This window comes from Roseococcus sp. GW821-FHT12F05 (assembly GCF_058806835.1).
The window spans coordinates 184,042-201,611 of sequence record NZ_JBXAQB010000009.1 but is presented as its reverse complement, the minus strand read 5'-3'; the positions used below and the strand labels follow the sequence as shown (position 1 = coordinate 201,611).

The following is a 17,570-nucleotide window of genomic DNA, read 5'->3' as shown; positions in this document are numbered from 1 at the left end:
GAGGCTATTCCGCCGCCAGGTTCATGCGCTTGAGGCGCAGCTCCTTCACGTGCTCCTGCGTGTAGAGCTCGGTCCAGTTGGACCAGCTCTTGTCGGTCACCTGGCGCGGGTCATAGCCGCGCTCGGGGATCTGCATGCGCTTGCCGGCGATGTGGACATGCTTGATGCGCGACTTGTCCTGCAGGAGGGAAATGTTCTCCAGCGGCGAGCCCTCGACGGCGATGAAGTCGGCGAAGCGCCCGGGCTCCAGCACGCCGAGCTTGTCGCCCTTGGCCATGAAACCCGCCGTCACCGAGGTCGCGCAGCGCAGCGCCTCGCCCGGGGTGAAGCCGAGGTCGCGGACGAAGATCTCCAGCTCCATCGCGTGCCATTCGCCATAGGGCGTCACCGCGAAGCCGGAATCCGTGCCGGTCAGCATCGGCACGCCGGCCTTGCGCGCCTTCTGCAGGTTGGCGCAGCCGATCTCGTATTGCCGCTGCACCGCGCTCGGCCGGCCCTTGATGCCGGCGGGCTCGTGCGGCTGGGTGAAGTCCACGATGTTGCGGGGAAACGTCATGGTCGGGCCGATGGCGCTGCCCGATTTCACCATCGCCTCCAGGCATTCGTCGTCGAGGTAGTAGGCGTGGAAGATCAGATCGATGCCGGCGCGCGCGGCGTAGAGCGTCGCCTCCCGGCCCACGGCATGGCACACCACCTTGCGGCCGAGGCGATGCGCCTCCGCCACCATCACATTGGTCTCGTCCTGGTTGAAGGCGGCGATCAGCTCGCCGTCGGGGCGGGTCTGCGTGCCGTCCATGGCGAGCTTGATGCAGTCCACGCCGTTCTTGGCCTGGACGCGGATCTCCTCGATCGCCTCCTCTTTGGAGGTGACGAGCCGGCCGATGGAGGTGTCGGGCACGCCGATCCAGGTCGGGTACCAGTCGGTCAGCCCCTGGCGCGTGGTGAGGTAGCGGCCGGCGGCGGTGACGCGCGGGCCTTCGAAGAGGCCGAAATTGATGGCATCACGGACGGAGAGGCTGATCTGCCCGGCATCGCCCGGCGCGCAGATCGAGGTGTAGCCGGCGGCCACCACCTTCTGGGCGAAGAAGAGGCCGCGGATCGCGCGGAATTCCATGGGCTGGTAGAGGTCGATGTCCTCCTCGGTCTTGGCATTGCCATAGGCGAGGTGGGTGTGGACGTCGTGCAGCCCGGGCATCACGAAGAGGCCGGAATAATCGAGCACCGTGTCGGAGATGCCGACCGGCGGCGCGGTGGACGTGGCGCCACTGAAGGCGACCATGCCGGAATCGTCGAAGCACAGCGTCCAGTCGGATTGCGCCGTCGTGGTGTCGCCGGCGAAGAAGCTGCCGCAGCGCACATGCTTGACCATCATCTGGCTCCTTCCTGCATGACCAGGCGATGCCTGGAGATTATCATGATTGCGTCACCGGTGCGCGCCTGAATGCTCGTTGCGCTGGGAGGTGTGCCAGGGCAGCGCCAGCCGCTCGACGGCCTCGACCATGTAGAACAGCACCGTGCCCATGAGGCCCAGCAGGGTCAGCGCCGTGAAGACGCGCGTGGTGTCGAACTGCCCCTGGGCCGTCAGGATGACGAAGCCGAGCCCGCCGGAGCCGCCGACGAACTCGCCGACGATCGCGCCCACCAGCGCGAAGCTGATCGCGACCTTCATGCCCACGAAGAGCGCCGGCAGCGCGTTGGGCAGCCGGATCTTGGTGAGGATGGCCCAGCGGCTCGCATGGTTCACGCGGGCCAGCGCCAGCGCATCCGGATCGACCGAGCGCAGCCCGAGCGCCACGTCGGCCACGATGGCGAAGATCGCCAGCAGCAGCGTGATGGCGATCTTCGGCTCCGCGCCGATGCCCATCCAGATCACGAAGAGCGGCGCCAGCGCCACCTTGGGCAGGCTGTTCAGGATGACGAGCACCGTGGTGATCACCCGGTCCAGCAGCCGCGAGCTGACGATCAGCACCGCCAGCGCCACGCCGAGCACGGTCGCGAGGCCGAAGCCCACCAGCGTCACCCACAGCGTCATAGACGCCTGCCGCAGGTAGTAGGAAGGCGTCTGGAAGAAGTCCCGGATGATGCCGCTCGGCGCGGGCAGCAGGATGACCGGCGGCCTGAACCACCAGACGGCGGCTTCCCACAGCAGCAGGATCACGGCCAGGGTGGCGAGCGTGCTGCGCAGGCCGGCGGAGCGGTGCCAGAATGCCTCCAGCATTCAGTGCTGCGCCACGCCGAGGCGCGTGAAGAGGTCGCGGATGGCGGCGACGTAGCGCGTGAACTCCGGCGTCTCGCGCACGGAGAGCGGGCGCGGACGCGGCAGGTCGATGGTGAAGACCTCCGCCACGCGGCCCGGCCCGGCCGACATCACCGCGACGCGATCGGAGAGATAGACCGCCTCGGCGATCGAGTGGGTGACGAAGACCACCGTCCTGGCTCCCGCCGCGTCCCGCGGTCCCATGATGCGCGACAGTTCGAGGTTGAGGTCGTCGCGCGTCATCGCGTCCAGCGCGCCGAAGGGCTCGTCCATGAGAAGGATCTCGGGCTCGCAGAGCAGTGCGCGGCAGATCGCCGCGCGCTGGCGCTGGCCGCCCGAGAGCTCCCAGGGATGGCGGTCGGCGCAGGAGGCGATGCCGAAGCGGTCCAGCAGCGTTCTGGCACGCTCCACGAGCGCCCTGCCCTTCTCGCCGCGGCGCGAATGCCCCTGGAATTCGGCACCGAGGAGGACATTGTCGAGGATGGTTCGCCAGTCCAGCAGCACGTCGCGCTGGAAGACCATGCCGATGTCCCGCGGCGGGCCGGACAGCCCCTGCCCGCGCACGCGGATCTCGCCGCTGCTCGGCTTGTCGAGGCCGGCGATGCAGCGCAGCAGCGTGCTCTTGCCGCAGCCGGAGGGGCCGAGCAGGGATAAAAACTCCCCGTCGCCGATCTCCATGGAGACATCGGCCAAGGCGACGACCCCGCCGCGCGCCGTTCCGTAGATGCGGCCAGCCGACAGGACCTCGACGCAGGCGGCCATCAGCCGATCAGGTCGTTGGTGTAGTAGTTGGCGATGTTCCAGCCGGGGCGTACGGCGTTCGCGGTCTCGAGCGAGCGGAGCGCCGCCGTCCAGTCCTCCTCGGACTGCCAGCCGATGGGCTTGCCGACCGTGGAGGGCGTCTCGAAGAAGTCGAGCGTGAGCTCGATCTGCTCCTTCTGCACCGCGGGGTCGAGCCGGGCGTCCGGCCGCTGACGCAGCATGGCGTCCACGCCGTCCTGGACGTTGGTCTTGATATGCGCCCAGGCGCGCTGCTGCGTGGCGACGAGCCGCTTCAGCGCCTCGCGCTTGCGGCCGAGCGTCGCCTCCGTGACGACCAGCCCGTAGCTCGGGAAGTTGATGCCGGCGTCGCCCGCCAGCACGCCGCGGCTGCGCCGCTGCCGCGTGACGGAGGGCAGCGCGGAGGGGAGCGTGGACATCAGCCCGTCCGCGCGGCCCGTCGCATAGGTGCCCCAGATCGCGGCGGGGTCGAGCATCTGCAGGTTGACCGTGGTGCGGTCGAGGCCGCCGGCGCGCAGCCAGGCGTCGATATAGGGCGCCCAGGGCGAGGCGGCGAAGCAGACGAGCGTCTTGCCGCGGAAATCGGCCGGCGCGCGCAGCGGCCCGTCCGCGTCGACCATGACGGCGAGGTCCGTCTTGCGGCCGAAGCAGGCGATGGAGCGCACGGTGGCGCCGTTGTCGCGAGCCTGCGGCAGCAGGCCGACCGCGATCTGGCCGACATCCACCTGCCCCGCGTTCACGAGCTGCAGCGTGTTGCCGGAGCCGCGGCCGTCCTGCACGTCGACGGTGAGATCGGCCTCGCGGAACCAGCCCTTCACCTGGGCGACGTGCATGGCCGCCTGGATGCCCCAGGGGGCGAAGTCGCAGCGCACGGTCAGCGCGTCGGCCGCCCTCGCGATGTGCGGGGCGGCGAGGCCGAGCCCCGTGCCGGTGATCAATACGGCGCGACGGCCGAGGGGGAGGGACAGGGTCATGCTCTTCGGTCCTCTTCAGCGGGTCTTGCGCAGGTTGTCGGTGGCGGCCTGATCGAGGCGGCCCGTCTCGGGATCGGCGACGACGCCATAATGCACGCGGGCCGCGGCGGCGCTCACCTTTCCGTTCCAGATGTCGCGCGCCACGGCTTCAGGGTCGCGCGTCCAGGGATCGCCGTGGCCGCCGCCGCCGGCCTGGTGGTGCAGCAGGATCTCACCGGCCCGCAGCGTCATCGTCACCTTGCCGGGCAGCGACTTCTGGGCCTCGCCCTCGCCGAGCCAGTTGGCGCTGCGGCCGCCGGGCTCGCCGCCGTCGAGGCCATAGGGCGGGAAGATCAACCGGTCGGAACGGAGTTGCAGCACGGCCTCCTCGGCCAGCAGCCGGTAGGAGCGCGCGAGGCCGAGCCCGCCGCGGAAGCGTCCGGCGCCGCCGCTGTCGGGGACCAGCGCGTATTGCTCGACGCGGACGGGATGCTGGCGCTCCAGCACCTCGACCGGCGTGTTGGACAGGTTCTGCGAGGGGTTGGTGATGGCCTCGATGCCGTCCTGGTCGGGACGGCCGCCCCAGCAGCCGCTGATCATGTCCACCATGATGAAGGGCGAGTTGTCGGGGTGACGCCCGCCCAGCGCGATCACGGTGTTGCCGCCCTCGCCGGCGGCCGGGATCAGGTCGGGCACGATCTGCGCGAGCGCACCGAACATCGTGTCCATCACGCGGTAGCCGGTGAGCGCGCGGGCCGCGACCGGCGCGGGCGAGCGCGGATTGAGCACGCTGGCCTCGGGAGCGGTGACGGTGATGGCCCGGAAGATGCCGGCGTTGTTCGGGATCTCGCCACGCAATGCGCAGCGCACGGAGAGAAACGCGTTCGACTTGGTGAAGGAGAGCGTGCTGTTGATCGCCGCGCGCACCTGCGGCGAGGAGCCGGACCAGTCCACGGTGAGATGGTCACCCTCGACGGTGATCGCGACGGAGAGCGGCACCGATGCGTCGGAAAGCCCGTCGCTGTCGATATGGTCGGTGAAGCGGAAGGTGCCCTTGGGCCAGGTGGCGATCTCGGCGCGGGCCATGCGCTCGGCATAGTCGAGCAGCGCGTCGAAATAGTCGCGCAGACCGTTGTCGCCGTAGCGCGCGGCGAGGCGGTGGATTTCCCGCGCGCCGACCTTGCAGGCGGCGTATTGCGCGCGCAGGTCGCCCAGCACGCGGTCGGGCACGCGGACGTTGAGGCCGATCAGCGCCTCCAGCGCCTCGTCCGCGACGCCTGCGGCGAAGAACTTCAGCGGAGGGATGCGCAGGCCCTCCTGGTAGATCTCCGTGCTGTCGGCCGCGTTGGAGCCGGGGACGCGGCCGCCGACATCGGTGTGGTGGCAGATCACCACGGCCCAGGCGAGGATCTCGTCCCCCGCGAAGATCGGGTAGAACATGAAGATATCCGGCAGGTGCATCCCGCCGAGATAAGGGTCGTTCATGATGACCGCGTCGCCGGGCGCCAGCCGCCCGGCCCAGCGCGCCTGCACCGCCTGCATCGCCTCGGGGATGGCGCCGAGATGCTGCGCGATGGTTTTCGCTTGTGCCACCATCTCGCCGCGGGCGTCGCAGATGGCGGCGGAGTAGTCCATCACGTCCTTGACGATCTCGGAGCGCGCGGTGCGGATGACGGTGTAGGCCACCTCGTCGACGATGGCGTCGAGCGCGTTCTTCACCACGGCGAAGGTGATGGGATCGGCCTCGGCCGAAGGTTTTTTCCGGTCAAGCATCGCCGGTCTCCGGGCCGATGGTGATGGCGATGCAGCCAGCCCCGGCAGCGACGGCCGTGCAGCCGGGCGGGATGACGATGGTGGTGTCGTAGCTCTCAATGATCGCGGGGCCGGCGATGGACTCGGCGGTCACGGCGTCGCGCGGCATCAGCCGCGTCGGCAGCTTTGCGGCACCACGCGCGAAGGCGACGTCGCGCGTGCCTTCGGCGCCGGCCAGGGCTCGCGCATCGAGGCGGAGCGTCTCGAACTGCAGCCGGTCACCGGTGCCGACGGCGGCGAGGCGCAGGTTGACCAGTTCCATGGCCTCCTCCGGCCGGTAGCCGAAGGTCTCCGCGTAAAGCGCGCCGAAGGCCTCGCCGAGCGCGGCCGCATCGAAGGGCGGCACGAAGGGCACGGTGAGCTGCGAGGATTGCCCCAGGAAGCGCAGGTCCACGGCGAAGCGCAGCACCGCCTGGGCGCCGTCATAGCCCTCGCGGGACAGGACGGTCCGTCCCTCGGCGGCCATGTCGGCGATACCGTCCGCGAGAGCGGCCGGGTCGGCCTCCGCCAGCGGGATCATGACCGGGCGAACGAAGTCCTGCACACAATCGGCGGAGAGCATGCCGGCGGCCGAGAAGACGCCGGAGACCGGGCTCACCAGCACGCGCCGGATGCCGAGCTGACGCGCCACGTCCACCGCATGCAGCGGCCCGCCGCCGCCGAAGACCATCAGCGCCATGTCGCGCGGGTCGAGGCCGCGCTCGACGGTCACGGCGCGCAGCGCGCGCGCCATGTTGGCATTGGCGACCTGACGGATGCCATGCGCCGCCGCTTCCACGGAGAGGCCTAGCGGCCCGGCGACATGCGCCTGCACCGCCTGCCGCGACAGCTCCGGATCGACCTTGAGCGAGCCGCCCGCCAGCGCCTCCGGGTTCAGCAGGCCCAGCACCATGTTCGCATCGGTGACCGTGGGCCGCATGTTGCCGCGCCCGTAGCAGGCCGGGCCCGGATCGCCGCCGGCACTCTCCGGCCCGACCACCAGCAGCCCGCCCGCATCGATGCGCGCGAGCGAGCCACCGCCGGAGCCGACTTCCGCGATGTCCACCGCCGGCACCTTGAGCATGTAGCCGCCGCCCTTGGTGAAGCGGCTCGGCGAGGAGATGCCGTCGCGGAACTCGTATTCCGTCACCAGCGAGGGCTGGCCGTCCTGGATGATCGCGGCCTTGGCGGTGGTGCCGCCCATGTCGAAGACGATGAGGTCGCGCGCGCCCGTCGCCGGCCCCAGCCGCGCCGAGCCCGCGACGCCGCCCGCCGGCCCCGATCCCACGGCGAAGACCGGCCGCATCCGCGCCGTGTCGAGCCCGATCATGCCGCCGTTCGAGGCCATCACCTGCACGGGCGCCGTGATGCCGAGCGCCGCCAGCCGATCCGCCAGCCGCGAGAGATAGATGCGCATGTTCGGCAGCAGGTAGGCGTTCACCACCGCGGTGCTGGTGCGCTCGTATTCCTTGATCTCGGGCAGCACGTCGCAGGACGCCGTGAGCAGGATATCCGGCGCCGCCTCCGCCAGGATCTCCGCCGCGCGGCGCTCGTGCTCCGGGCGGACGTAGCTGTTGAGGAAGCAGATCGCGACCGCCTCGATCCCTTCCGCGAGGAAGGTCGCTGCCGCCGCGCGCACCGAAGCCTCGTCGAGCGGCAGCACGACGGAGCCGTCGGCCCCGATCCGCTCGCGCGCCTCCAGCCGCCAGCGCCGTGGCACCAGCGGCTCCGGCTTCTTCCAGGTCATGTCGAACATGCCGGGCGTGCGGATGCGGCCGATCTCCAGCACGTCGCGGAAGCCCTGGGTGGCCAGCAGGCCCGTCCGCGCGCCGGCCTTCTGCAGGATGGTGTTGGAGGCGACGGTGGTGCCGTGCACCACCTCGACGATGGAAGCGGCCGCGATGCCGGTCTGCTCCAGGATCGCGGCGATGCCGGCCAGCACGCCCTCGCCCGGATCGGCCGGCGTCGTGGAAGTCTTGTTGACGTGCAGGCGGCCGTCCGGCAGCGCCAGCACCACGTCGGTGAAGGTGCCGCCGACGTCGACGCCGATCCGCGCGCCGCGACCCGACGCGCTCAACATGCAGACCTGGACACCATACCGGACCGCTCTCCCCGCAGGACAGGCAGCGCCGTGATTGCTGGCAAATTCTCCCTGACCGCCGGTTTCGATGTTGACCGGCTGGTCAATAGACGGGAACTATCACCGCATCGTGCCCCCCCGTCAACGCCCTTCCGCACGCGATGCCACCCGCGATCCCGAAGCGGCGCGGGCACGCATCATGACGGCGGCGATCGCCGAATTCGCGACGCACGGCTTCGCCGGCGCGCGCATGGACCGGATCGCCCGGACGGCACCCGTGGCGAAAGGACTGCTGTTCCACCATTTCGGCAGCAAGGAAGGCCTCTACCGGGCGGTGCTGGAGCGGATCTACGCGATGCTGCGCGAGCGGCAGGACGAATACCGCCTCGCCGAGTACGGCCCGCTCGAGGGCATGCGGCGGCTGGTGGTGGACACCTTCCGCAGCTTCCGCGAGATGCCCGAGATCACCGCCCTGATGAATGAGGAGAACCTGCATCGCGCGCGGCACCTCAGCACGGTGGCGCGCGTCCCGATGCTGTACAATCCGCTCTTCGAGGCGATGGCGGAGCTTCTGCGGAAGGGGCGGGAGCAGGGCCTCATCCGCGCCGACGTGGATCCGGTCGAGCTCTATGTCGCGCTGTCGGGGCTTGGGTATTTCTACTGCGCCAACCGCTGGACGCTCTCCGCCGCCTTCGCGGGCGACCTGTTCCAGCCGCAGCGGATCGACAGCTACGAGAAGCTGATCGGCGACATGGTCGTGGCCTATCTGCGGCCGGGCGGCGCGACAGGCCTTCCGACGCCCGGGGACGGGTAACCCGGCTCGACAGGCCGCCAAGATCGCAGCGCCGCGGCTTCTTCCTTCCGCGCCGGCGGACGGCCCCGGATACGGCACATGATCCATCCGATCCCGATGCGCCCCGCATATCCGTCGAATTTTGACGCATCAAATGGTCAGACCATTCATTGTCTGGCCGGGCATGCCGCGTTATGCTGGCGCCGACAGCCGGCGGAGGGGCGATGCCGGGTGGGAAGGGCTGCCGGCGCCGTGCGCGCCGGTCAGGCCCGCAGGATTTCGGCGCAACACGCCCGATCGGGAGGATTTTCCAGGATGCCCAAGACGTCACATGTTCCCGTCCTCGTCATCGGCGCCGGGCCGGTCGGCCTGGCCCTGGCCGGCGACCTCGGCTGGCGCGGCATCGACTGCCTGCTGGTGGAGAAGGGCGACGGCGCCATCACCGCGCCCAAGATGGACATGGTCGGCATCCGCACCATGGAGTTCTGCCGGCGCTGGGGCATCGCGGATTGGGTGGAGAACTCGCCCTACCCGCGCGACTACCCGCAGGACAATATCTACGTGACGGCCCTGACCGGCTACGAGCTGGGCCGCGAGGTGGTGCCGCCGAAGAACCAGGAGCCGCGCCCGCCGCAGAGCCCGCAGAACCGCGAGCGCTGCCCGCAGGATATGTTCGACCCCATCCTCCGCCGCTTCGTCGCGACGCTCCCTTCCGTGGAGGTCCAGTACGGGACGGAACTGGTCGGGCTGACGGAGGAGGCCGGCGGCGTCGTGGCGGTGCTGAAGGACGCGGCGACGGGCCAGACGCGGCGGATGACGGCGGACTACCTGGTCGGCACGGATGGCGGCGCGAGCACCGTGCGCGATAGGATCGGCATCGGCATGAGCGGGCAGCCCGTGCTGACCTATGCCACCAACATCATCTTCCGCTGCCCCGACCTGCCCGCCCTGCACAACAAGGGCAAGGCCTACCGCTTCATCTTCATCGGGCCGGAGGGCACCTGGCTGACCATCGTCGCGATCAACGGCGCGGACCGGTGGCGCATGTCGATCGTCGGCACGGAGGAGAAGCGGAGCTTCACCGAGGCCGAGATCCGCGCCCTCATCGACCGGGCGATGGGCAGGCCCTTCGACTACGAGATCCTGTCCATCGTGCCCTGGGTCCGGCGCGAGCTGGTCGCCGACAGCTACGGCACGCGCCGCGTCTTCATCGCGGGCGATGCCGCCCATCTCATGTCGCCGACCGGCGGCTTCGGCATGAACACGGGGATCGGCGATTCCGTCGATCTCGGCTGGAAGCTGGAGGCGGTGCTGCGCGGCTGGGGCGGCCCGGGCCTGCTTGCCTCCTACGAGGTGGAGCGCAAGCCGATCGCGCAGCGCAACGTCGCCGAGAGCAGCGGCAACCTGCGCCGCATGCTCGCCTCCCGCGAGCGCCGGCCGCCCGCCACCATCTTCGAGCCCGGTCCGGAGGCCGACGCGGCGCGCAAGGAGTTCGGCGACTGGTACGCGGAGATGATGCGGCGCGAGTGGTACACGCTCGGCATCCATCTCGGCTATGTCTACGAGAACTCGCCGGTGATCGTGCCGGACGGCACGCCGCCCCCCGCCGAGAGCGTGGCGACCTACGAGCCGACCACCCGTCCCGGATCCCGCGCCCCGCATGTGTGGATGGCCGACGGCCGCTCGACGCTGGACCTGTTCGGGCGCGGCTTCGTGCTGCTGCGGCTGGGCGCCGGCGCGCCCGCGGCCCAGGGCTTCGCCGCCGCGGCCGCCGGGCGCGGCCTCCCCCTCGAGCGGATCGCGATCGAGGAGCCCGCGGTCGCGGAAGCCTACGAGCGGCGGCTGGTGCTGGTGCGCCCCGACGGCATGGTCGTCTGGCGCGGCGACGAGGAGCCGCGGGATCCCGGCGCGGTGCTGGACGTCGTGCGCGGCGCCGCCCGCCTGGCCGCGGAGTCGGAGGCGCTGGCCGCCGCCTCCGGCTGAGGCTCGGACGGCGCCGGCGCCTCGGCTCCGGCGGCGCGCCGGCGCTGCTCCCAGCGCGCGAGGTGGCGATGCAGGATCCGCAGGTGCTCCGACATCAGGGCGGCGGCACCGTCGGGGTCGCGCGCCCGCAGCAGGCCGAGGAGCTCCCGCTGGAAGGCGAGCGTGTCCATGCGCGGGTTGGGCATCACCCGCATGAGCACGCTGCGGACGACGCCGGTCAGCGCATCCGTGACGAAGGAGAGCACCTCGTTGCGGGTCGCGCGGCAGATCAGGATGTAGAAATCCGCGAAGGCGTGCAGGCGCTCGTTGTAGCTGCCCGCGGCGGTGAGGGCCTCGGCCTGCCGGATGTTGTCCTCGATCAGCGCGAAGTCCTCTTCCGTCGCGCGCTGGGCGGCCAGGCGGACCACGGCCTCCTGGATCAGGAGGCGGGCCTCGGTCAGGCTGTCGAGCGAGACGCGGCCGAGCGAGACCATGTCCTGCATCATCCCGGTCACCATCGCGGGGTCGCCGGTCCTGATGAAGGCGCCGCCCTTGACGCCCTTGCGCAGCTCGACGATGCCCGCGATCTCGAGGCTCCGCAGCGCCTCCCGCACGGCGGACCGGCTGGCGCCGAACTGCTTCGACAGCTCGCGCTCCGCCGGCAGCTTGTCGCCGGGCCCGAGCGTGCCGACGTTCAGCTCCTGGCGGATGCGGTCGCAGATCTCCTCGAAGACACGCCGGTTCTTCAGCGGCGCGAAGGTGACGGGCGCGCGCGGGCCTGGCTGCGGCGGCGCTGCCGGCGGAACGGCGTCGTCGGGAAGGCGGGCTTGCGGGGGTCTCGGTCGGCCGGCCATTGGGGAGCCCTCTCTCGACCCTGTCCTTTCCCGCCTCGGTGAGGTGGGGTGGACCAGCCCGCGAAGCTTGTGGTCCGATGTACTAGCATCGGCACCCGGCCCTCGAAAGGGCGTCGCTTCCGGCGCCGCTCCCTATGGTCCGACCTTTGCATCGTTGGCCCAGGGATGACCGGCATGGACTTCAGGCAGCTCCGCTACCTTCTCGCCGTGGCCGAGGAGCTGAACTTCACCCGCGCGGCCCGGCGCGTCGGCATCGCGCAGCCGCCGCTGAGCGCGCAGATCCGCGCCCTGGAGGAGGAGCTGGGCGCGGCCCTCTTCACCCGGGACAAGCGCCACGTCGCCCTCACGCCGGCCGGCGCGGCGATGGTGCGCCACGCCCGCCACATCCTTCAGCAGGCGGCCCGCGCGGCCGAGGAGGTGCGCGCCATCCGGGAGGGACGTGAGGGCACCATCGCGATCGGCGCCGTCTACGCCACCATCTACGGGCTCATCCCGCAGGCCCTGCGGCGGCTGGCCCGCAGCCATCCCGGCATCACGGTGCGGGTGGAGGAGATGACGGTGGCCCAGCAGGTCCAGGCGCTGAAGGACGAGGCCATCGATCTCGGCGTGCTGCGGGGCTCCCTCACCGATCCCGAGCTGGAGGCCCGCGCCATCCAGGACGAGCCCTTCATCGTGGCCCTGCCGGCGGACGACCCCCTCGCCGCGGAGGAGAGCATCGACCCGGAGGCGCTGGCGGCGCAGCCCTTCATCGTCGTCAGCCAGCGGCTCGGTTCGGACTACGCGACCCGGATCGGCGACGTCTTCCTCCGCACGCGGCAGACGCCGCGGATCGCGCAGGAGGTGAAGGACATGCACACCCTCATCGGCCTCGTGGCGGCGGGGCTGGGCACGGCCCTCGTCCCCGTCTCGGTCGCGGCGCTGCAGGCCCCGCACGTCGCCTTCCGGCCGCTGCGCGGGAAGGCCCCGCGGATGGTCACCAGCATCGCCTGGCGGCGCGGCGACGCCTCCCCCCTGCTCCCCCTGCTGGCCGCCGCGCTGGAGGAGGAGGCGCGGCTTTCGCAGCCTCCGGTCGAAGCGGCCTGACCGCTCACTGCGGCTCGATGCGGGCCGCGCGGATGATCTCGCCGACCGCGGTGGTCTCGTCGCTGATCTCCTTCGCGAGCGCGGCCCCGTCGCTCGCCACGAGGTCCAGTCCGCGATTGGCCACCTGCGCCTCCGCGAAGACGGGCGCGTTGAGGACCGCGCGCAGGTCCGCGCCCACCTTGTCCACCACCTCGGGCGGCGTGCCGGCCGGGGCGAAGAGCCCGTACCAGATGGAGGCGCGGAGATAGGGGTAGCCCTGCTCGCCGGTCGTCCGCACCTCCGGGAACTGGCCGATGCGACGGGCGCCGGCCGCGCCCAGCGCCTTGAGCCGGCCGGTGCGGATGAGCTCGCCGGCCACGCTCGCGCTGCCGGTGGCCAGCATCACCTCTCCGCGCGTGGCGGCGACCAGGAGAGGCGCGACGCCGGCATAGGGCACGTGCAGGATGTCGAGCCCCTCGTGCTGGTTCATCGCCTCGTAGACGAGCTGGGGCTGGGTGCCGCTGCCGAAGGAACCGTAGGTGAGGCTGCCCGGCCGGCCCTTCGCCAGCCGGACCAGCCCGGCCACGTCGTCGGCCTCCAGCGAGGGATGGGCGAGCAGCATGTGGTCGCTCTGCACCATCAGGCTGATCGGCACGAAGCTCCGGTCGGGATCGTAGGGCAGCGCGCGGTGGAGGAAGCGGTTGGTGGTGAAGGTCTGGTTCACCGTGCCCAACAGCGTGTACCCGTCCGGCGCGGCGCGCGCCGCGGCCTCCGCGCCGACGATCCCGGCGGCGCCGCCGCGGTTCTCGATCACCACGGGCTGGCGCCAGCGGGCGGACAGGTCGGCGCCGGCCGCGCGGAGGAGGAGGTCGATGCCCCCGCCCGGCGGGAAGGGGATGATCACCCGCACGGGCCGCGTGGGCCAGGATTGCGCCCGGGTCGGCCGCACGGCGAGCGCCAGGGCCGGCGCGGCGAGAAGGGTCCTTCGCAGCATGGTCTTTCCTTCCGGCTCAGAACACGCGCGGCGCCGCGTCGGCGGCCGCCACGACGTTCAGCGTCATGCGGCCGACGCGCTCGATCTCGATGGTGACCTGGTCGCCCGGCACCACCGGCCCCACGCCCTGCGGCGTGCCGGAGGCGATCACGTCGCCGGGCTGCAGCGTCATCACCGAGGAGATCAGCTCGATCAGCTCGGCGACGCCCACCGTCATCTCGCTGGTGTTCGCCTCCTGGCGCAGCTCGCCATTCACCCAGAGCCGGTTCGAGAGGACCTGCGGATCCGGCACCTCGTCGGCGGTGACGATCCAGGGGCCGAGCGGGGTGAAGCTGTCGAAGGATTTTCGGGTGCAGCGCTCCTCGGCGGGGCGGCCGGGCTCGATGCGCATGCTGAGATCGATCAGGCAGCTGTAGCCGAAGACATGGGCCAGCGCGTCCTCGCGCCGGACGTGGCGGCAGGTGCGGCCGATGATGACGCCGAGCTCCGTCTCGTGGTCGAAGCGCCGGCCGGAATTCACCGGCAGCACGATCGGCTCGTCCGCGCCGGTAAGGGACGAGGTGGCCTTCAGGAAGAAGCCGACGTCGCGCGCCGAGTTGCCCTTGGGGGTCACGCCGCGGTCGCCGAGCTCGCCCACGTGCTTCGTGTAGTTCGCCGGCGCCGCGACGATGTTGCCGGTGAAGGGGATGGGCGAGCGGAGGGTGACCGAGGCGCGGGGGATCGCCGCCGCGTTCCGCCGCGCCGCGAGCAGCTTCGGCGCCATCGCCGGCCAGTCCGCGATCACGTGCTGCATGAAGACGGGCGGCCAGGCGGCGCTATGGCCAGGCACGGCGGCGCTGACGTCGAAGAGATCGTCACCCTCCACGAGGGCGAGGCGGTTGTCGTCGAAGACGGCGAGCTTCATGGGCGGATCCTCATACTGACTTGGCGCGAGCACAGCGGGGAGAGTTCAGCGAGGCGGCGGCCATGCGCCGCATCCTGTCCCGCCATGGCTTGCCTCCTCCGTCACGGCCTTCACGGCCGGCTTCGCGATACTCTGCACCTCTCGTTCGTCGGAAAAAACTGCGTCTCTTCCGTATGGGAAGGGCGGCCAATTCGTATTGGACAGACTGTCACCCAGACGTTCACCTCTCGCGCAATCCCGCGTCCGCGGACGCGACGAAAGAGATGAGGAGGACGCCGCATGGCCGATGCCGTGATGACCGATGCCAAGGCCCGCACCGACCTGGCCGCCGAGCTGGCCGCCCACAACATCGCGGTCGCCCAGCCCACCGACCCGCCGCTGTTCACCCGCACGCCCAACAGCAGCATGGTGCCCTGGCACTGGCGGGCGGCGGAGCTGGACGCGCTGCTGGAGAAGATCGGCGCGAGCCTGAAGCTGGAGGCCGGCGGCCAGCGCCGCACGCTGCGGCTGGCCAATCCCGGCCTGCCCTACGGCACCACGCCGACCTTCTGGGCCTCGATCCAATACATCCTGCCCGGCGAGGTCGCGACCGCGCATCGCCACGCGGCGACGGCGCTGCGCTTCATCATGAAGGGCCGGGGCTCGGACACCGTCGTGGACGGCGAGCTCTACGAGATGAACGAGGGCGATCTCGTCCTCACACCGAGCGGCACCTGGCACGACCACGAGAACAAGGGCGACAAGCCCATGGTCTGGCTGGACGTGCTGGACATCTCGCTGGTGCGCGCCCTGCACGCCGTGTCCTTCGAGGGGTCGGAGGCCCCGCGGCAGCCGGTGTCCCGTGTCGCGGACCGCTCCTTCCGGGAGTTCGGGAGCGGTATCATGCGCCCGCCCGGCGCCGCGCATGCCGGGCGCGCGAGCCCGGTGCTGGCCTATGGACGGGACCGCGCGCTGGCAGCGCTGGAGCAGGCGGCGGGGCTGGATCCGGACCCGTTCGACGACGTGATCCTCGAATACCAGAACCCGCTCACCGGCGGGCCGGCGCTGCCGACGCTGGGCACCGCGCTGCAGATGCTGCGCCCGGGCGCGCGCACCCGCGCGCATCGTCATACGGGCAGCGTCGTCTATTATGCCGTGCGGGGCAGCGGCCGCATGGAGGTGGACGATCAGGTCTTCGACTGGGGCGCAGGCGACTTCATCGCCCTGCCGCCCTGGGCGAAGCATGCCCACGCCAATGACGGGGCGGAGCCCGCGATCCTGTTCCAGGTGAATGACATCCCGGTGCTGCAGGCCTTGGGGCTGCACCGCCATGAAGCGGCCTGACGGGGCGGCGACGGCCGTCCGTGTCCTGGCAGAAGGCCTCGGCTTCATCGAAGGGCCGGCCCTGCATCCGGATGGGCGCCTCGCGATCGCCTCGATCAGCACGGGGCAGGTGCACATCCTCGATCCGTCCGGCGCGCTGCTGGAAAGCCATGTCACGACCGGCGGACCGAACGGGCTGGCCTGGGCAGAGGACCGGCTCTACGTCGCGCAGAATGGCGGCATCTTCGGCGCTTCGGGCCTCGCGCGGCCCGGCGTGCAGGTGATCCGGGAGGGCCGGGTGGAATACGCCTTCGACTTTCCCTTCGAGGCGCCCAATGACCTCGCCTTCGGACCCGACGGCCGCCTCTGGGTGACGGATCCCCGGACGGACCGCGCGCTGCACGAGCCCATCGAAGGCCGCGTGGTCGCCTGCGACCCCAAGACCGGCCGCTGCGAGGCGATGATCGAGGCCCGCCACTTCCCCAACGGCCTCGCCTTCGACGCGAGCGGCGAGCAGCTGTACCTCGCCTGCACGCATGACCGCGCCGTCGAGCGGTTCACGCTCGGCGGCGGGCGCCCGGTCTCGGAAGGGATCTTCTGCACCACGGCCAAGGCGCGGCCGGATGGGCTGGCGCTGGATGCCGAGGGCCGTCTCTGGGCCTGCACCCCGGGCTCGGGCGGCGTGGAGGTGTTCGACGCCGACGGCGCGCCGCTGCGCCGCATCGAGGTCGGCGAGGGATCGATGACGACCAACCTGTGCTTTGCCGGCACGGCCTTGATCGTCACGGCGGCGGGGCGCGGCCAGGTCCTCGCGCTGGACGCCGGCGCGGAAGGGCTGCTGCTCCACCCCTTCCGCTGACGCCGCGCTATTCCGGCTGGTAGCGCGCCTCCCGCAGCAGCGCCACGCTGCGGGCCAGGTTGTCCCGGATATAGTCGGCGAAGGCCTCCGCGCTGCTGGAGGCGGGAACCAGGCCGAGGGCATGGAGGCGCTGCACGGCGGCCGGCGACCGCACCGCCTCCGTCATGGCCTCGTTCAGCCGGGTGACGATCGCAGCCGGCAGGTTCCGCGGCCCCCAGAGCCCGTACCAGCCCACCATCTCCAGCCCGGGCATGCCGCTCTCGGCCGCCGTCGGCACCTCGGGCAGGAGGGGATGGCGGCGGGATCCCGTGATGGCGAGGGCCTTGAGGCGGCCGTCCTGCACATGGGGGAAGCCACCGGGATCGATCATCAGTTGCAGGTTGCCGGAGATCAGGTCCGTCAGTGCGGGGCCGGAGCCCCGGTATGCGACCATGGTCAGGTCCACCCCGGCCTCGCGGACGAATTGCAGCACGGCGAGATGGCTGGCCGCACCGAGGCCGCCCAGGCCGATGGTGAAGCGCCCGGGATCGGCGCGGATGGCGGGCAGCGCCTGGGCGATCGTCGTCGCCGGAAAGCCGGGGCCGACCAGGACCAGCATCGGCCCCTCGGCGTAGCGCGCGATGGGCGAGAAATCCGCCTGGGGATCGTAGGGCGCGGCGCGGAGGACATGGCGCGCCAGGATGTGCGAACTGGGCGAGGCCAGAAGCGTGTAGCCGTCCGGCGCCGCCTGGCGGACCACCTCGCCGCCGATCGTGCCGCTCGCGCCGGAGCGATTCTCCACCACCACCGTCTGGCCGAGCAGCCGCTGCAGCTCCTGCCCCGCGAAGCGGGCGGTGGCGTCGGCGGCGCCGCCCGGCGCATAGGGCGAGACGATGCGGATGGTGCGGCTGGGCCAGTCCTGGCCAGGGCTCTGCGCCTGGACGGCACAGGTGCCGAGCAGCCCCATGGCCGCCGCGATCCATTTCAGCATACCGGTCTT

At 71.2% G+C, this 17,570-nt stretch carries 14 protein-coding genes and 1 pseudogene; 5 read left to right on the top strand and 10 right to left on the bottom strand.

Annotated features, from left to right (window positions below; genetic code table 11):
* Positions 1–4: 4 nt before the first annotated feature.
* From AC1ROY_RS21345 to AC1ROY_RS21320, 6 genes are read right to left on the bottom strand one after another with little or no spacing between them, the layout of a single operon-like run.
* Positions 5–1,372, bottom strand: coding sequence for a metal-dependent hydrolase family protein (locus tag AC1ROY_RS21345; protein WP_493150899.1), 1,368 nt, complete (start codon positions 1,370–1,372; stop codon positions 5–7).
* Positions 1,373–1,423: 51 nt separating this feature from the next.
* Positions 1,424–2,218 carry an ABC transporter permease gene (locus AC1ROY_RS21340; protein WP_493150898.1) on the bottom strand — a complete coding sequence of 265 codons (795 nt, stop codon included), beginning with the start codon at positions 2,216–2,218 and terminating at the stop codon, positions 1,424–1,426.
* A complete protein-coding gene (locus tag AC1ROY_RS21335) occupies positions 2,219–3,019 on the bottom strand; it encodes an ABC transporter ATP-binding protein (RefSeq protein WP_493150897.1) in 801 nt (266 codons plus the stop codon). It lies immediately after the preceding gene.
* Complete coding sequence (locus AC1ROY_RS21330) at positions 3,019–4,011, bottom strand: ABC transporter substrate-binding protein (protein ID WP_493150896.1); 993 nt, start codon at positions 4,009–4,011, stop codon at positions 3,019–3,021. The genes AC1ROY_RS21335 and AC1ROY_RS21330 overlap by 1 nt, the downstream gene beginning before the upstream one ends.
* A gap of 15 nt (positions 4,012–4,026) precedes the next feature.
* Positions 4,027–5,763, bottom strand: coding sequence for a hydantoinase B/oxoprolinase family protein (locus AC1ROY_RS21325; protein WP_493150895.1), 1,737 nt, complete (start codon positions 5,761–5,763; stop codon positions 4,027–4,029).
* On the bottom strand, positions 5,756–7,861 hold the full coding sequence (locus AC1ROY_RS21320) for a hydantoinase/oxoprolinase family protein (protein ID WP_493150894.1): 2,106 nt from the start codon (positions 7,859–7,861) through the stop codon (positions 5,756–5,758). Before AC1ROY_RS21320 ends, AC1ROY_RS21325 begins: the two co-directional genes overlap by 8 nt.
* A 199-nt stretch (positions 7,862–8,060) precedes the next feature.
* Between AC1ROY_RS21320 and AC1ROY_RS21315 the strand changes: the two genes are divergently transcribed.
* On the top strand, positions 8,061–8,675 hold the full coding sequence (locus tag AC1ROY_RS21315; protein ID WP_493150893.1) for a TetR/AcrR family transcriptional regulator: 615 nt from the start codon (positions 8,061–8,063) through the stop codon (positions 8,673–8,675).
* 294 nt (positions 8,676–8,969) lie between these two features.
* On the top strand, positions 8,970–10,637 hold the full coding sequence (locus AC1ROY_RS21310; protein WP_493150892.1) for an FAD-dependent oxidoreductase: 1,668 nt from the start codon (positions 8,970–8,972) through the stop codon (positions 10,635–10,637).
* Between the two features lie 89 nt (positions 10,638–10,726).
* Here AC1ROY_RS21310 and AC1ROY_RS21305 read toward each other — a convergent pair.
* Positions 10,727–11,470, bottom strand: a pseudogene (locus AC1ROY_RS21305) (FadR/GntR family transcriptional regulator); the annotation flags it as partial.
* A 174-nt stretch (positions 11,471–11,644) separates the two neighbouring features.
* Here AC1ROY_RS21305 and AC1ROY_RS21300 point away from each other — a divergent pair.
* Positions 11,645–12,553 carry a LysR substrate-binding domain-containing protein gene (locus tag AC1ROY_RS21300; RefSeq protein WP_493150891.1) on the top strand — a complete coding sequence of 303 codons (909 nt, stop codon included), beginning with the start codon at positions 11,645–11,647 and terminating at the stop codon, positions 12,551–12,553.
* 4 nt (positions 12,554–12,557) lie between these two features.
* Here AC1ROY_RS21300 and AC1ROY_RS21295 read toward each other — a convergent pair whose 3' ends face one another.
* Positions 12,558–13,526, bottom strand: coding sequence for a Bug family tripartite tricarboxylate transporter substrate binding protein (locus AC1ROY_RS21295; protein ID WP_493150890.1), 969 nt, complete (start codon positions 13,524–13,526; stop codon positions 12,558–12,560).
* 16 nt (positions 13,527–13,542) lie between these two features.
* Positions 13,543–14,430: a fumarylacetoacetate hydrolase family protein gene (locus AC1ROY_RS21290; protein ID WP_493150889.1), complete on the bottom strand. Its 888-nt coding sequence runs from the start codon at positions 14,428–14,430 to the stop codon at positions 13,543–13,545.
* A 279-nt stretch (positions 14,431–14,709) separates the two neighbouring features.
* Here AC1ROY_RS21290 and AC1ROY_RS21285 point away from each other — a divergent pair, with 279 nt between their 5' ends.
* Together AC1ROY_RS21285 and AC1ROY_RS21280 are read left to right on the top strand one after the other, a co-directional pair.
* The gene (locus tag AC1ROY_RS21285) at positions 14,710–15,753 is read left to right on the top strand and encodes a cupin domain-containing protein (protein ID WP_493150888.1); all 1,044 of its coding nucleotides are present in this window, start codon (positions 14,710–14,712) and stop codon (positions 15,751–15,753) included.
* Complete coding sequence (locus AC1ROY_RS21280; RefSeq protein ID WP_493150887.1) at positions 15,740–16,591, top strand: SMP-30/gluconolactonase/LRE family protein; 852 nt, start codon at positions 15,740–15,742, stop codon at positions 16,589–16,591. The genes AC1ROY_RS21285 and AC1ROY_RS21280 overlap by 14 nt, the downstream gene beginning before the upstream one ends.
* Before the next feature lie 7 nt (positions 16,592–16,598).
* Here the strand turns inward: AC1ROY_RS21280 and AC1ROY_RS21275 are convergent, their stop codons facing one another.
* Positions 16,599–17,561 (bottom strand): Bug family tripartite tricarboxylate transporter substrate binding protein, encoded by a 963-nt coding sequence (locus AC1ROY_RS21275; protein ID WP_493150886.1) that lies wholly within the window; start codon positions 17,559–17,561, stop codon positions 16,599–16,601.
* Positions 17,562–17,570 lie beyond the last annotated feature (9 nt).

Bases quoted from the DNA above. Each gene is read 5' to 3' on its own strand.
- AC1ROY_RS21345 (WP_493150899.1), bottom strand. From the start codon at position 1,372: ATGATGGTCAAGCATGTGCGCTGCGGCAGCTTCTTCGCCGGCGACACC.
- AC1ROY_RS21340 (WP_493150898.1), bottom strand. From the start codon at position 2,218: ATGCTGGAGGCATTCTGGCACCGCTCCGCCGGCCTGCGCAGCACGCTC.
- AC1ROY_RS21335 (WP_493150897.1), bottom strand. From the start codon at position 3,019: ATGGCCGCCTGCGTCGAGGTCCTGTCGGCTGGCCGCATCTACGGAACG.
- AC1ROY_RS21330 (WP_493150896.1), bottom strand. From the start codon at position 4,011: ATGACCCTGTCCCTCCCCCTCGGCCGTCGCGCCGTATTGATCACCGGC.
- AC1ROY_RS21325 (WP_493150895.1), bottom strand. From the start codon at position 5,763: ATGCTTGACCGGAAAAAACCTTCGGCCGAGGCCGATCCCATCACCTTC.
- AC1ROY_RS21320 (WP_493150894.1), bottom strand. From the start codon at position 7,861: ATGTTGAGCGCGTCGGGTCGCGGCGCGCGGATCGGCGTCGACGTCGGC.
- AC1ROY_RS21315 (WP_493150893.1), top strand. From the start codon at position 8,061: ATGACGGCGGCGATCGCCGAATTCGCGACGCACGGCTTCGCCGGCGCG.
- AC1ROY_RS21310 (WP_493150892.1), top strand. From the start codon at position 8,970: ATGCCCAAGACGTCACATGTTCCCGTCCTCGTCATCGGCGCCGGGCCG.
- AC1ROY_RS21300 (WP_493150891.1), top strand. From the start codon at position 11,645: ATGGACTTCAGGCAGCTCCGCTACCTTCTCGCCGTGGCCGAGGAGCTG.
- AC1ROY_RS21295 (WP_493150890.1), bottom strand. From the start codon at position 13,526: ATGCTGCGAAGGACCCTTCTCGCCGCGCCGGCCCTGGCGCTCGCCGTG.
- AC1ROY_RS21290 (WP_493150889.1), bottom strand. From the start codon at position 14,430: ATGAAGCTCGCCGTCTTCGACGACAACCGCCTCGCCCTCGTGGAGGGT.
- AC1ROY_RS21285 (WP_493150888.1), top strand. From the start codon at position 14,710: ATGGCCGATGCCGTGATGACCGATGCCAAGGCCCGCACCGACCTGGCC.
- AC1ROY_RS21280 (WP_493150887.1), top strand. From the start codon at position 15,740: ATGAAGCGGCCTGACGGGGCGGCGACGGCCGTCCGTGTCCTGGCAGAA.
- AC1ROY_RS21275 (WP_493150886.1), bottom strand. From the start codon at position 17,561: ATGCTGAAATGGATCGCGGCGGCCATGGGGCTGCTCGGCACCTGTGCC.